This window comes from Caballeronia sp. LZ003, from assembly GCF_031451465.1.
Classification (GTDB): Bacteria; Pseudomonadota; Gammaproteobacteria; order Burkholderiales; family Burkholderiaceae; genus Caballeronia.
Window position 1 is genome coordinate 682782 of the sequence record NZ_JARUXJ010000002.1, and the last position, 15337, is coordinate 698118.

The 15337-nt window shown below is 57.3% G+C and carries 8 protein-coding genes; 3 read left to right on the plus strand and 5 right to left on the minus strand.

Features of this window, described 5'->3' with window-relative positions; genetic code table 11:
- Positions 1 to 58: 58 nt before the first annotated feature.
- The 3 genes from QCE79_RS17745 to QCE79_RS39355 all read right to left on the minus strand — a co-directional run bounded on the left by QCE79_RS17745 (position 59) and on the right by QCE79_RS39355 (position 5272).
- Positions 59 to 2977, minus strand: coding sequence for an EAL domain-containing protein (locus tag QCE79_RS17745; protein WP_309846435.1), 2919 nt, complete (start codon positions 2975 to 2977; stop codon positions 59 to 61).
- A complete protein-coding gene (locus tag QCE79_RS17750; RefSeq protein ID WP_309846437.1) occupies positions 2974 to 4248 on the minus strand; it encodes an extracellular solute-binding protein in 1275 nt (424 codons plus the stop codon). Before QCE79_RS17750 ends, QCE79_RS17745 begins: the two co-directional genes overlap by 4 nt.
- Before the next feature lie 199 nt (positions 4249 to 4447).
- Positions 4448 to 5272, minus strand: a complete 825-nt coding sequence (locus QCE79_RS39355) for an H-NS family nucleoid-associated regulatory protein (RefSeq protein ID WP_404989373.1) — start codon at positions 5270 to 5272, stop codon at positions 4448 to 4450.
- A 521-nt stretch (positions 5273 to 5793) separates the two neighbouring features.
- Here QCE79_RS39355 and QCE79_RS17765 point away from each other — a divergent pair.
- The 3 genes from QCE79_RS17765 (at position 5794) to QCE79_RS17775 (ending at position 9716) form a co-directional block, all read left to right on the plus strand.
- The gene (locus tag QCE79_RS17765) at positions 5794 to 8148 is read left to right on the plus strand and encodes an EAL domain-containing protein (RefSeq protein WP_244831055.1); all 2355 of its coding nucleotides are present in this window, start codon (positions 5794 to 5796) and stop codon (positions 8146 to 8148) included.
- Between the two features lie 8 nt (positions 8149 to 8156).
- Positions 8157 to 8891, plus strand: coding sequence for a TenA family transcriptional regulator (locus QCE79_RS17770; protein WP_250527108.1), 735 nt, complete (start codon positions 8157 to 8159; stop codon positions 8889 to 8891).
- A gap of 102 nt (positions 8892 to 8993) precedes the next feature.
- Positions 8994 to 9716, plus strand: coding sequence for an OmpW/AlkL family protein (locus QCE79_RS17775; protein ID WP_404989382.1), 723 nt, complete (start codon positions 8994 to 8996; stop codon positions 9714 to 9716).
- A gap of 3391 nt (positions 9717 to 13107) precedes the next feature.
- Here the strand turns inward: QCE79_RS17775 and QCE79_RS17780 are convergent.
- Positions 13108 to 14085, minus strand: coding sequence for a ParB/RepB/Spo0J family partition protein (locus tag QCE79_RS17780; RefSeq protein WP_309846444.1), 978 nt, complete (start codon positions 14083 to 14085; stop codon positions 13108 to 13110).
- Positions 14082 to 15293, minus strand: coding sequence for a ParA family protein (locus QCE79_RS17785; protein WP_244831060.1), 1212 nt, complete (start codon positions 15291 to 15293; stop codon positions 14082 to 14084). The genes QCE79_RS17780 and QCE79_RS17785 overlap by 4 nt, the downstream gene beginning before the upstream one ends.
- Positions 15294 to 15337: the final 44 nt, after the last annotated feature.

Here is a 15337-nt window from a genome sequence, read left to right on the forward strand (position 1 = left end):
AAAACCAATTCGCCGATTAGGGGCTTTTTCACGCCGTTTATCCGGCGCTTCGTGAAGTTCAAACGTCGACGATCACCGCGTCGGGCCACATCAGCAGCTCGAACTGCGCGGGCGGCACGGGCTCCGAATATAGGAAACCTTGCGCGAAATCGCAGCCCACGGCCGCGAGGAAATCGCGTTGCTCGATCGTCTCCACGCCTTCGGCAATCACCTTCAGGCCGAGCTTGTGCGCGAGTCCGACCATCGCTTCGCAAAGCGCCTGGTTGTCGCGGTCGGAATCGAGGTTGTGCACGAACGAGCGGTCGATCTTCAGATAATCGATGTCGAAGCGCGTCAGGTAAGCCAGCGATGAATAGCCGGTGCCGAAGTCGTCGATGGAAATGCGGATGCCCGCATCGCGGAAAGCCAGCAGCTTTTCGTCGATGTTTGCTTCGGCATGCAGCAACAGACCTTCGGTGATCTCCACCGCGACGCTTTGCGCGGACATGCCGTGGCGGGCGAGATAGTCGGACCACTCCGTGCAAATCTGGCTGTCGTGCCGAATCTGCACCGGCGACATGTTGATACTGATCTGGAAGTCTTGATGAAAGCGCTCGCGCCAGTCGCGCGCCTGATGCGCCGCCTGCCTGAACACCCAGTCGCCGATGGGCACGATCAGCCCCGTATCCTCGGCAAGCGGAATGAACTCCAGCGGGCTGATGGTGCCGCGTTCCGGATGCAGCCAGCGAATCAGCGCCTCGGCCTTATGAATTTCCCCGGTCGCGAGATCGACGATCGGTTGATAGTAGACGCGGAATTGCTCTTCGGCCAAGGCGGTGCGCAGATCGCTCGTAAGCCGCAGGCGCTTTTCCGCTGCCACTTGCAGGTCGGGCGTGAAGTAGCTGAAGCGATTGCGCCCGGCGTTCTTGGCCGCGTACATCGCCTGATCGGCATTCTTGAAGAGCACGTCGAGTTCGCCCGCGTCGTCCGGATAAAACGTCACGCCCACGCTTGCGGAAATGAACGCCTCGTCGGGACCGAGCGTGAACGGCTCCGCCAAGGTGTCGATGATCGTGCGCGCCATCTCTTCGATGCTTTCGCTGTCGTCATCCACGTTCGGCACGATTACCGTGAATTCGTCGCCGCCCAGACGGGCGACCGTATCGGTGCCGCGCACGCAGGACGTGATGCGGCGCGCGGCTTCGATCAGCAGGACATCGCCCGTGTCGTGACCAAGCGAGTCGTTCACTTCCTTGAAGCGGTCGAGGTCGATCAACATCAGCGCCATGCGCCGCCCCGACAGACGCGACATGCGCGCTTCGTATTCCAGCCGGCTCAGGAACATCTGCCGGTTGGGAAGATGCGTGAGCGCATCGAAATTGGCCTGCTTCCAGATGGTCGCTTCGAAAGCCACGCGCTCGGAGATATCGCGGCCCACCACGAGCACGGAGATTACCTTGCCCGACCAGTCGATTTCCGGCGTCAGGCGAAAGTGCGTGCACTGCTCCTCGCCGTCGCTCGTCACCGCGCGCAGTTCGAATTGCGCGCTTCGTGCGCTCGCAATCACTTCGCGTACGCGTTCCTCGTAGAGTTGCGCGTTCGGACCGCCCGGAATCTCGGAAGGCCGCCTGCCGAGCAGTTCGCCAGGATTGCGCCCGGTCCACGCACAGAACGCCGGATTGGCATAGATACGCCTCAAATTGCGGTCGTATCGCGTGATCGTGTCGGGCGAGTTCGTGATGAGCGTGCGCGATTCCTGTTCGCGCGTCACCAGTTCCGCCGTGCGTTCGATGACAGCCTGTTCGAGCGTCGTGTTGATCTCGTTGATCTTCTGGATCTTCTGCTTGATCGCTTCGCGCATTTTCTCGAAGCGTTGCGCGAGCCGGCCGAGTTCGTCTTTCGCGTCGTCCGTATGGTCTTGCGAAGGCGCGCCTGCGTCGGTGCCGGCATCGTTCATCTTGCGCACGAGGTCCTTGAGCGGCGCCGAGATGCTGTAAGAGATGAAGTACGCGAGGATGATCGAAAGCAGAAAGCCCGAGATACCGACCAGCATGATCTGGTTGCGCACGGACTGCACTTGCGCGGTCAGTTTCTCCTCGGGAATGGTGCTGACCACGAACCAGTTGGTGCCGGGAATGCGCGTGTAAGCCGCGAAATAGCGGTCCTGCCGCGTGCCTTCGAAGGGCACGAAGCCGTTCGGCTGCGCGCCATCCCGCGTGTGCGCGATTTTCTCGACGAGGTCTTTTGCGGCGGATGCATCGGTGCTCGCGCCGCCTTCCGCGCGGACGATCACCTTGTTGTTGCCGGCATCGAGTACATAGATTTCGGTCTTGTTGCCGAGCGCGACGTCGGAGAAGATCGTCGAGAAATGCTCGGGGCGAATCACCAGCACGAGATTCCCGATTTGCCGATTATTGTTCTTGCCAAAGATCGCGCGCACCATGCCGAGATTTTGCTGGCCGACGCCGTCGTCATAACTGCCCCAATAAGGGCGTCCGTTACGATCGGGCACCTGAGCGACGAGACGCGTGACGCCGCGCGACAATTGCGCGAACGCCTGTGTATCCATGATGCGGTTATGCTGATCCAGCAAATACTTCTGGTTGATATAACCGAGCGAACCATAGTGATCCAGCAAGAGGCGCGTCATGTCCTGCCGCGCTTCGCTGCGTTCCTTTGGGCTGCCATTCGCAGCCTTGGTCAATGCACCCTGCACGCGATCCGACAACACGAGCAATGCACTTTCCGTTTCCAGTTGCTCCATGCGCAGCGCGATATTGCGCGATACCTGCTTCACCACTTCCTTCGAAAACATCTCCGCATTCTGTTTGATCGCGGCCGTCGATTCCACGTAGGAGATATAGCCCGAAATCAGAATGGGCAGCAGCGCAACCAGAATGAATGCAGCGATCAGGCGATAGCGAATCTCGACGCGTCTCAGAAGATCTAGAGACAGCAATTCGAACGCGCGTCGTAGCGAACCAAGGATTGAGCTCATTTGTAATGCATCTTTGCTTCGTTCTTTACTGACTCATCCAGGAGGCGCGCGGCCTGCCGGGGCGTGATCTTTCCGAGCAGCACATCCTGCATCAGACGATGCAGCCGCTCGATCGAATTGGACGGCAGCACCGAATAATACGGGCTGGATGTCACGGGGTAATGACTGACCATGACGGTGTACTCGGCGATTTTCGGATCGCTCAGACTGGCGTCCGACGCCTGCGTGAATGGCGCGATATTGCGGCGTTTTCTCTGCATCACCGAAAAGCCCTTGCCCGCGATGAAATCCAGGAAACGCGTGGCAGCCGCCTTATTGGCCGTTTCGCAAACCGCGAAGCCCGTCTCGCTGCCGACGACCGGCACCGCTTCCTTGCCCGGCGCATTCCACGGCGGCACGAAAACGCCGACTTCGAAGGGATTGCCGTGCAGCAAAAGACCGGCGGCCCAGCTTCCGTGAAACGCCATTGCAACTTCGCCGTCCTTGAATAGACGGATGCCTTCGTCGTAATCGGTTGCCATATAACCGTCCTGCACGTAGTGACGCGCGGGCAATAAAAGAATCTTCGAGAAGATATCGGCGACTTCGGGCGTATTCAGATCGAGCGTACCGTCCGCGATTCTCGCTTTCCATGCCGGATCGCGGGCTACGACGTTATCCGCGAAGCCGGAGCCGAAAGGACCATTACCGAGCATGTTCGGAAAACCGCCGTTCCACATGATCGGTGTGAATCCCGCGCGCTTGAGTTGCGCGCAGGCGGCGAGAAACTCGCGGAAATTTGTCGGCGCCTGTTTTATGCCGGCGAGTGCGAACATCGCCTCGTTGTAATAGATGAGCGTCGTCGCCACGCCGCCGGATATGCCGAAGTGCCGGCCTTGACGGCTCGTCCAATCGCTCTTGAGCGGCGTGAGCATGGCTTTCCAAGCCGCCGTATTCCCGACATCCGCGAGAATGCCTTGATCGGCCAGTTCGGCGGCGTAAGCGTTTGGATTGACGCTCACGAAATCCGGCAGATTGCCCGATGCCACGCGCGGCTTGATATTTTCTTCAACCGAATTGCCGATCATGAACTGCACGTTCACGCGGATATCCGGATTCAACTTGCTGAATTGCGCCGCGATCTGGAGCATTTCTTCCGTCCAGTCGGGCGCCCAGACGAGCGTGGAGATCGTCGTGACCTCGTGCGCGGCCGCCGCGTTATTCGCGGAATCAGCGGACGTGGCGCGGTCGTCCTGACGGCAGCCCGCGAAGGACAGCAGTATCAGGCTCAAGAAACCCGCCAGCAGGGAAGCAAGCCCGATTCGTCGCACTTGCGCTTCGCTCGTTATGTTTGTGTTTGTTGTTGGACTGGATCGGCTGCGGTGTCGCGACGCAATTTGCCGATGCAGCACCAGCACTGCTTATCGGCAAACAATTTCAGTTCTTTAGTGATTACGCGCCGCTATTGCGCGACAGCGATGCTCGTTGACTTCAGGCCGCGGACGCCTGGTTGCTCTCGGGCGTGGACGATGCGGCGCCGTTCTGCGGATCGAGCGCGCCAGTTGGTTTACTCGCGGCCGATTTCTTTCGCGGTACCGCGACGCGCTTTGTCGCGGTCGGTGCCTTGCGTGCCGTCTTGCTTGCCGCGTTGGCTTTGGTTTTCTTTGCCGCTGTTTTCTTTGCCGCTGTTTTCTTTGCCGCTGTTTTCTTTACGGCGGTTTGTCTAACAGCCGCTTTCTTTGCTGCGGTTTTCTTGACGACCGCTTTCTTTCCCACGGCTTTTTTAGCAGTCTTAGCCGCTTTGCCGATTAGATAAACAGAACTATCGCTTGCGCTTGCGATCCAGCCAGGTGCGCGGCCATGTCCGGTCCAAGTCGCGCCGCTCTCGGGATCTCTATATTGCGCGACGCCTGCGTTTTTGCTGGAAGCGCGCTTTTTGGCGCCCGTCTTGACGACGCTGCTCGCTAAAGCCTCGCTCTTATCAATCAGAAATTTGCTGCGATTCTTCACGCTCGCAATCCATTTCGGCGGTCTTGCGCGGCCGCTCCATGTTTCGCCGGTTTTCGGATTGCGATATTTGACCGCGACTTTGCTATTGCCAGCCGACCCGGTTTGATCGCCCGTGTCCTTCGATGCGAGCGCCGTGCCCTGTCTGCGTTTGCGCGCGGCGTTTTCAATGTCGGACGTAGTGAGCCCATGCTCGAGCATGAGATTGCGAATCTGGTCGACCACCTTCTGCGCCTGCTTTGCGATGATGGCATCGGCCTGCTTTTGCAGCTTTTGTATTCTCGATTGAATCTGCTTGATGGTCGTCATGGCGCAGTTCCTTTGGAATGTTTGTGCTGAACTATGCCATCAAATCGGGACGCATAAAAGCTCGCTTCATAAAGTCCATGACGCGGCGCCGGACTTTAAGCTTGCCCGTCACACATATAAAGATTCGCTTACGTGAACGTTGCGCGAACCAAAGCGTGTTTCGCTAAAGAGGACGAAGCATTTTTAGCGCGCACTCGTGGACGACGCGCCTCGCAAGGCTTACCGCCTGATAAAACGGTTGCCACTATTTCTTCTTACGAATTAAAAAACCGCTAGCTTCGCGGCTATTATTCCCATTCATGCTTCTTGCGAAATAGAGCCTCAACTCTGCGCCGAAAGTGCCGTTAGTACTCGAAGCGACAGGACCTTTCCTGCGCAGAAAGTCTTAGCCGGAGGTCAAGAAGGCTGCCATGCGGCAAAACCTGCATCGCCCCACCCCGGAATAAAACGGAAAAGAAAGGCTCGATATGCCTGCGGCCTCCCGAACCAATCGACAGCTGTTCAGAACGACATGGCCCTTCGTGGCCGTGGTGGTCTCGTTGCTCACGCTCGTGGCGACGAGCCTTTCGATCATGTCGTCGGTGCGCGCGTATATCGGTGGCGAAAGCACTTGGTCGAAAGGCCAGAAAGACGCCGTGTTCTATCTCATCCGCTACGCGCAAACGGGCGACGAAGAGGCGTATCGGCAATATGAAAGCTCGATTGCAATCCCGCTCAATTTGAAGCGCGCGCGGCTCGCGCTCGACCGTGCTCATCCCGATGTCGAAACGGCGCGCGCCGCGCTGCTCGAAAGCGGCGTCTATCCCGCGGATGTCGGTTCGGTGATCTGGGTCTTTCGCACGTTTCGCCGCGCGAGTTACTTCGAGCAGGCCGTCGGCTACTGGACGAGCGGCGATCTTTACGTCGAACGGTTGACCGTCGCCGCGCGCGAGTTGCGCACCGCAAAGGCGGCGGGCGTTTCGGCGCGCAATGAAGTGGACTATTTGACGGGCGAAGTGTGGAACATCAACGCGTCCATCGCGCCAATCTCGCGCGCTTTCGCCGATGTTCTCGGTGCCGCGTTCCGGCAAACCGCGCTGCTTTTGTTCGTCTTGAATCTGCTGGTCGCCGTCATTCTGGTGTCGCTGTCGGTGTGGTACGCGCGGCGCTTCATCACCGGACGCATCGCCACCGAAAACGCCTTGCGTCGAAGCGAGGCACGCGCAAAAGCGACACTCGGGTCGATTGGCGAAGCGGTCATTTCAGTCGGCCCGATGGGACTGGTCGAGTTCATCAATCCCGCCGCCGAACGCCTGCTTTGCCGCGAGGCCGCCGCTTGCGTGAAGCGCCCGCTCACGGATCTCGTAACCATCGTCAGGGAATGGGACAGACGGCCTGTCGATCTCATCGAGAAGGCGCTGCGCGGCGCGGATCGCGAAGAACCGGGCGGCGATCTCATTCTGACTAACGTGCATGGCGTCGAAACCGTCGTGCAGGCCATTACGTCGCTCGTGCACGATACGTCCGAAACGATCACCGGCGTCGTGCTGCTCTTGCGCAACATGACGCGCGAGCGCGAGTACGTGTCGAGCCTTTCGTGGCAGGCATCGCACGATGGCTTGACGGGGCTGCTCAACCGCACGGAATTCGAACGGCGTCTCGCGGCATCGCTCGATCCGCAAGCGGACAGCGCAACCGAACGCGCCTGCATGCTGATGATGCTCGATCTCGATCAGTTCAAAGTCGTCAACGACACCTACGGTCACGCAGCCGGCGACACCATGCTGCGCGAAGTGGCCGCGCTCATCAAAAAATGTCTGCGCGACGAAGATTCGCTCGCGCGTCTGGGCGGCGACGAATTCGCCGCGCTCATGTTCGACTGCCACGAAAACCACGCCTTGCAGATCGCCGAACGTCTGCGCAGCGAAATAGCCGCTTTCGAGTGGTCGTGCGAGACGCACACGTTATCGACGAGCGTGAGCATCGGCCTCGTCGATCTCAAGGGACTCGATGTCGAAACCGCCATGCGTTTCGGTGATATTGCCTGCTATCTCGCGAAGGAACGCGGACGCGATCGCGTTCATCTCGCGCTGCGCGGCGACGCGGAACTCACGCGCCATGCAAGCGCGATGTCGTGGTGCGGGCGCATCAAGGACGCGCTCGCCAACAATCGCTTTTGCCTCTACGCGCAAGAGATTCGGGCGATTGCGCCCGAGCACTGCGAGTCGCATCCACGGCATGTGGAAGTGCTGCTGCGCATGGTGGGCGAAGGCGGCAAGATCATTCCGCCGAACTTCTTCATGCCAGCGGCCGAGCGCTATGGCCTCATGTCCGCCATCGATCGATGGGTCGTGCGCGCCGTGTTCGCGGTGCTTGCGAAGACCGGAAATCACGAGGGCGTGCAGTACGCGATCAATCTTTCGGGCGCCTCCATTGGCGACGAGCGCTTCCTGCAGTTCTTGAACGATCAGTTCGCGGTCAGCCATATCGCGCCTTCGTCGATCTGCTTCGAAGTGACGGAAACGACGGCCGTGGCCAACCTCGCGACGGCCGCGCGTTTTATCCGCGAACTCAAGAGCCGCGGCTGCAAGTTCTCGCTCGACGACTTCGGCGCGGGCATGTCCTCGTTCGGCTATTTGAAGCATCTTCCGGTCGACTACATCAAGATCGACGGAGGATTCATTAAGGACATGTTGAAGGATGCCGTTAACCGAGACATGGTGGCGGCAATCAACGATATCGGCCATTCGATGGGACGCTTGACCATTGCGGAATACGTCGAGAGCGAAGCGATCTTGCGCGCACTCGCCGCGATGGGCGTCGATTTCGTTCAGGGCTTTCACGTCGGCCGCCCGGCTCTCTGGGCGCAGAACGTCGAGTTCCTTGCGATCAACTAGGAGGAGTTTTGGATCCCACTTTTCAGCGGGTCGGTGACCTCAAGGACATTGCCAGCTATCCGGCATGGCTCGCGGATGTCCTGGCTGAAACACATGCGGCCAAGCAACGGGTCGTCGACCATCCCATTTTCGCGGCGATGCGTGAAGCGCGTCTTGAACCGCGTCAGGCCGAAGCGTTCCTCGTGAACGGCTGGCCGGTCGTCGAGCAGTTTCCGCAATACATGGCGATGAATCTGCAGAAGCTGCGCTATGGACATTCGCGCGGCGAAGATCTGGCGCGTCGCTATCTGACGCGCAACATTCGCGTCGAGCAAAACCATGCGGATTACTGGGTCGATTGGGCCGCGGCTCACGATGTCAGCAAGCGCGCGTTGATGAAGGGCAATGGCCCGTCGCTCGCTTATGCGCTCAGCCACTGGTGCTGGAAAAGCAGTAGCACGGATGCGCTGGCTGCGAGCATCGCCGCGACGAATTTCGCTATCGAAGGCGTCACGGGCGAATGGTCCACGCTGGTCTGCAGCACCGATACCTACGCAATGAGCTTTGCGCCTTCGATGCGTCGCAAGGCGATGCGCTGGCTCAGCCTGCACGCCCATTACGACGATGCGCATCCGTGGGAAGCGCTGGAGATCGTGGCGACGTTGCTCGGCAATGCGCCGGGCGTCGATGAAGTGCATGCGGTCAAGCGCAGCATCGAGATGAGTTACGAGTATTTCAAGGTGAGCCTCGACTGCTGTTTTTGAGGCTTGCTTTCCTTTGTGGTGCTCCGGTTCCGCAGGCGCTGCCTGAGCGGTTCGGATGCGCTCGGCCGTAATCCGAACCGAATCTGGAACAGCAGAATGAAGATCAAATTGATGGCATGTGCGGCAATGGCGGCGCTTTGCGCGACGGGTGCACACGCACAGGCCGCCGGGGATATTCAGCTCAACGCCGGCTGGATGCACTTTGCGCCGCAGGATTCGAGCGATCCGTTCAACATCTCGGCGCTCGGACAATCGATGACATCGCCGGGCGCGGGCGCTTCTGTCAGTAACTCGGACACGCTCGGACTCACGGCGGCTTACTTCTTCACCGATCACATTGCGGTCGAGGGAATCGCCGGCGTGGCGCCGAAATTTCATCTCGATGGCAACGGCACCCTCGGACGCCTGGGCGAGCTCGGCACGGCGCGCGAGTGGAGTCCTACCCTCTTGCTGAAGTACTACTTCATGAGCGCGCAGAGCAAATTCCGGCCTTATGTCGGCGCGGGCGCGTCTTATGTGTGGTTCTCGGATGTAAAGCTCAGTTCGGCGATGTCAAATGGCGCGTTTCTTTACTCGCCGCAATTTGGAACCGCGCTGACTGGACCGACGACGGCGCACATCAGCGGTTCGTTTGCGCCAGTGGTGAATGCGGGCTTTGCCTATAACTTCACGCAGCATTGGTCGGCGGCGTTTTCGGTGTCTTATATGTGGCTGTCGGCACGAGCGACGTTGACGACGAATTCAGCGGTGGGGACGGTGCGGAGTGAATCGAAGATCAAGCTCGATCCGATCGTGACGTTTCTTTCGGTGGGGTATCGGTTTTGATGGGTTGTTGTTTGTCGTATTTGATGTCGTGTTGGTTGATGACGTATGCGCGGGTGGCGATTTGGCGACGGGGTGAGTGCGTTGTTGCTGTTCGTGGTTATGGTGGTCGCTTTGGTTAGGGACTTTTGATTCTTCGTGGGTCAGATTGGGTTCGGTGGGTGCTTGGGTGTGAGCGGCGGTTTATCAGCGTCGCGCGAGGGCTTTGTATTGCGACGAACTTTTTGAATAAACCCGATGCGTGTGTCGCTGTTGGTGTCCAACTTTCCGAAGCACCGACGCGCGAGTCGGCGAGAGTTTGATTGTTTTTGCTGAACCGCAGATGTGTTGGTTCGCCGATCAGCGGTTGCTAATTTGCGTCGGAGCTTATATGAGGCGTCTTGCGCATTCTCAAACTTAAATACGAAAAGCGTATTGTTTGATACGTCGAACTGAAATCAAGCGCTTGCATGTTGTTTTCCGTTCAGGTTTTGCCAAGTCGGCTAGTTCTGACCGGCCAAAGGCTGCTTAGTTGCGTGAAACAACTTGCATTTCTACTCCTAACTATCTGATTTAAAAGAGATAAATTGAAGCCACAAGGAGACGACACTGTTTCACGGTCGTGACTGTGTCGCGCTTGCAGATGCATCGATATCTCAGCATTTCTTCACGCGATTTTGGACTCAAAGCTGTTTAATGGTCGAGAGTTAAACCGGTTTGGAGGCTTTCGCGGCACCTCTGCTGCGTGGAGTTCAAGACGCCTGATCGTGATCATTGTTTAACCCGACTACGCGTGCAAATGCATTCCGCGATGCGAGCCCCGGTCTGGTGTGGCTCGGTCGATCTATGGCTAGTCAGGCCTTGATTAAGAGGACTTTCTTCCTTTGCAGGATCATGCCTTGGTCGCCAACTAGCCGGCGTCTGGCTCCGTTTCTATCAACCATCGACTGGCCATTACACAGTAAGCAAATGTGGCATGCGTGGCGCGCTTCCCCAGCAGCGTTACAAACGTTATGCGAAGCTGTGCGAAAGTAGTTGGCGACTCGGCGCAAAGCCTCCGAGTGCCGTCTGTCATCGAATGCTAAATCTGCCAGTCGCTTTCTGCCTTGCTGTTTCACGAAGGTGCGGCGGTATTTGGTCTTTCTGATGCGGTGAAGCATCCATGGTCCCCGCCGCGATGTTGCGGCATACCTAAGGTGCCGTCTAAGCTGGCGCCATGGAAGTAGCCGTGCATGTCAATGCCGGTGCGCATACAGCCGAGTCCATTCCTAGTGTTTCTTACCTGCCTTATTCGGCGAGGAGCGCGGAGGTTAAAGACACTCGAACCCAGCCAACCAAATGCGGCTGCTCTTTGCCGCCCCTCCCCTCTTCTCGAGCGCAACTCAAGTTGCGCGGCGTATTGCGTCATTGACTTAGTTTTACGGAGTTAGCGTCGATATTGCTGTTATGCACATAGTTGCGATTGCACGCTTGGACTTCCTTCACTTTTGGCCAGTTGGAGAGGACAGAGCGCAGATTGAATGCGCCTGGAGCTTGCGTTCGAACACGCTTCGACTTAATCAGCGCCGAGGAAATTGGTCTCCAACGCAGCGCTTGAGCTCAATTGTCCAGTCACTTACACAGCGCCGAAGTAAGTCCGAGCAGTCCACTCGCCTGAATATCCGTACTCCCTTTTGGATGAGCAGTCGTCCCACGTGTTGCAACACATACATCATCGACTTTAGATGCGCTCTCCCTGTATCACGTATTGACCAGGCGGAACTCGCAAACGTCATCGCGGACGCCTGCCCCTCAAGGGCCGAATCGTTGTTTATTGAGTTGGAGCACTGCATCTCGTCTCGGCAGATCACTGGGCCACGGCAATAACGGCACGGTTTTGATCGATGGTTAGGTTTCTGCGGCCAGGACGACCAATTGCTTTCGGGAGATGGGAGCACTCAGACGGCACTGGGGGTCCAAAGCACTTAGGCAGCATTTGTCAGCGACATATATCCGACCGCACTGCCTCATGTACTCGAAAAAAGCAGCGGCGCTCAAGGAACGCGATCTTAAACGCGGATGGGGAATTACCGCCGCGCGAATGAGCAACAATCCGACCATAGAAAGTTTTGCTGCCTTACTGTTTATCGCCCGGCGATAGCCGCGACGCCAGCGCGAGATGAAAGCCAGGCCGACGCATGCCCATCAGCCTCACTGAACGAACCCTGAGCAGCGACGTGATTTCACATGCCGTGACATGTACTGGATTGCGTGAGTCACCTGTTGTTTGGCGTGCGCGAACCGGTGATTAATAGCCGTCGAAACTCGGGACAGGAATCTGCGAGCATCAGGAAAGCCATCGTCAAAGTCGCGCAAGAGGATGACCATGCATGCCTTTTGGTCGAAAGAACCTTACAAGCCCATGTTCGCATGTCCGAATTCGGACACTCATTCCCCTCGAATAGGTCGGCATATCGCCCCATTTTGCTGCGTCTGTTCATGCGTTGCGGATGCCTCAAAGCCAAGCTATCAACTTCTCCGACTGCCTGTCCGAATTCGGACACCCAGGGTCCGGCGCCTCAAGACCGCTACACTCGATCCTCGCCTATGGTGCTGAATCATCGGCGTGCAACTGCACCCCATAACGGTCGAAGCGCTATCGCCTAAGTTGTGCATACACGCAATTTCAATGCTTCAAGATTTTGCGAGCGTGGCGTCATCCGTCTTGCACCGTAAATTGTGTCTTAGCGACGGCGCGCGATCGTGGACTGGCACGTGTGTCTCGATCTGCAAACTTCGTTCACGGACGAAACTGTCCGAATTCGGACAGTCATGAGAAGCGCGAGCAAGGCGGGAGGCGTGCGCTGCACGTTAACTAAAGCGCTCGCTAGAGTTGCTCATTAGTTAATGCTACGTACCAGCGAAACGGCGCTCTGCGCCGGTGGTGCGAAGGTCTCTTCAACTCGAATTTGCTTAAAGTAATGTTGAACAGCAGAGTGTTTGCGAGCGTCCACATCGACGCCGGCAGGGTAGCGGAGGGGAACCACCGGCAGGCGCCACGCTAATGCTCGCTAAACGGCAGCGTCAGTCGAAATATTCTGCCGCGCGGAAACAGACAGATCTATCTCGCTTGTACATTCATCTCACAACGGCGAGTACCCTTTCCGCACTCATCGCGAGAAATTGTTAGAACCTCTGGACTTTAACGCGTCGACAATGCACAAGAAGCACATGAGATTGCGAAGCGATAGTCGCCGCACCCGACCGAGTGTGGACTCACTTGCAAAAAATGACTTTATGCGCTGAAGTGCGCACGCGTATTCGGAAAACTGTCCAAGTTCGGACACTTCGATGCGACTTTGGGATGGCTGTAGCTACAGTACATAAGCTTCGCGCAAAAAAAACCCGCCAGCGGCGGGTTAAGAGTCTTCAAACATCACTCCGACCGAATCGAAAACATTTTCCCAATATGTTCCCTAAGCTGACTTTCCTGTTCCTCGGTCATCACACCAGACTTGAACTTGAACGTAAGTCCCTTCACGTCTTTAGTAATGCTCCCAGCCTGAACCTTCCCCGCGAAAATCTTTAAAATGCTTCTTCCGCCGGCATCCGTAGAAGAACCACGCTGTCCCGCCTGCGCGCTCAAACTAGCCGCCAGCTTTGTTTGAACTAGATCACCCGACACGACCTGCGGCCACAACTCTTCGAGGGCCCGCACTCCAGATTCACCGGTCCTCTTGAGCGCATTAACTGTATCTTGTGCCGATGAAGCACCCAATACCGCCGGATTCAAATCAAGGTCACGCTTCACAAAATCCGGCAGATCGTCATAGGCCAAAAAACGATATAGGTCGCTACGCGAGATACCCATCGCTTGCGCGAGTCGGGTTCGATTAGGAAACTCTGCTTCAGCCCGTCGAATCGAAATTGCGATCTCATAATCGGAAAGATCATCTCGCGTGACATTTTCCATCAGCGCAAGCGCCGCCATGTCTTGATCCGAACACTCGATCACCACCGCCCTGATGTTCTCGCGATTGATCAGCTTATGAGCGCGAAGCCGCCGCTCGCCCGCAACCAACTGAAACCCATCACCCAAACGGCGGACGGTAACGGCTTGCAGCAAGCCGACCTCATCAATCGAACGTGCTAGCTCCGAGAGCTTGGCTTCGTTGAACTGCCGACGAGGCTGCCAGGGATTCGGTACGATCTCACTCACCGGAATCTCAGTCTCGACGCCCTTCCCCTCCAACTCCTGAATCCGAAGTTGGGCCGCCGCCAAGGCACTTGTAATTCCCGGCATGGTTTGCGGACCGCGCGCCGACTTGTCCTTCTTCGTCTCGCCTTTGAAGTCTGCCGGCTTCGGCAAGTTGGCCGTCTTGGCCATGAGTTGTTCTCTGATGTTATTGCTCATGCCGACTCCTTCCAGGATTTGACGAACATGTCATCTAGCCACTTGGCATACTGCATCATCGGCTGACGAACACGCTGAAGCGACTTGGCGATCGAGTGCGTGCTCACTACATCGAGCGCAGTTGAAAAGGACAAAGCTCCTCCACTCATGACAGAACTTGCCGGGATTTCGAACGGATCGAGCCACCGTCCATACGCACTCTGTGCCCACTGACGAACGACCGGAGCTGAAGACGTCTTTCCGTAATCGACCTTGGACAACAAGATCGAAATGAAGTCATAGACCTTGTCTTCCTCATAGGGCAAAAAGTCTTCCGCGACATCGGAGAACAGACGCCAAAATGCGAGCGAACTGATGAAGTCGAGGTTCTCGGGAATCATCGGCATGACAAGCGCATCCGCTGCGAGCAACGCGTTCAGATTCATATACGAGAGCGACGGCGACGTATCGATCAGTATGTAGTCATACTGCGCCTTCAAAGGCTCAAGACCTTCACGGAGGACCGCCCAAAAGCGATATCCCTGAATCGTCTTCTGACGCGCGGGCAGCAAGAACTCCGCGCCATAGAGGAACGTGTGACCTGGAATGATGTCGAGTCCATCCCAATAGGTCGACTGAACGCTCGCGCCCAGACCGCCTTCGACATTTTGGTCATATATGTAGGGGAGCACGGTGTCGTCTCCGGAGATTTCCTTCTCGGCATAGAGTCCGCAAAGCTCGGACGCCGATGCTTGCGGATCCAAGTCAACCAGCAGTACCTTACGTCCCAACAGCGTCAATGCCTGCGCAAGACATACAGTCGTCGTTGTCTTAGCAGAGCCGCCTTTGAGCTGTGCAGTCGTCAGCACTTTCCCTCGGAAATCGCTTTCGCCGTCCGCGAGACGAGTCTGATAGATATCGGACGCCATCTTCACCCACAGACGAACCTCGGGCAGCGTGAACGTACGGCTGCGGCCGTTGCCGTTGAGCGTGCCTTGCGGCAAGCCGCCTTCGCCCTTGGTCACAAGATATTGAATCTGCTGCCGCGTTAGATTGCACATCTCCGCAAGCTCGCCGATCGTGTAATACGGCGCAAGTTTACGCGGACGAGGCGCTAGGATCTGTTCGCGAAGATTGTCCGAGAAAGGTTCGAGGTTATCGGCGAACTCCGCGACTTCCCGAAGCGTGACCCTGCGGTCTTCCATCGGTAGGGTGCCTACGTTGGCCATTCTGCGCTTCCTCCTTGTTTTGATGTCGAAGCGCAGAATACACG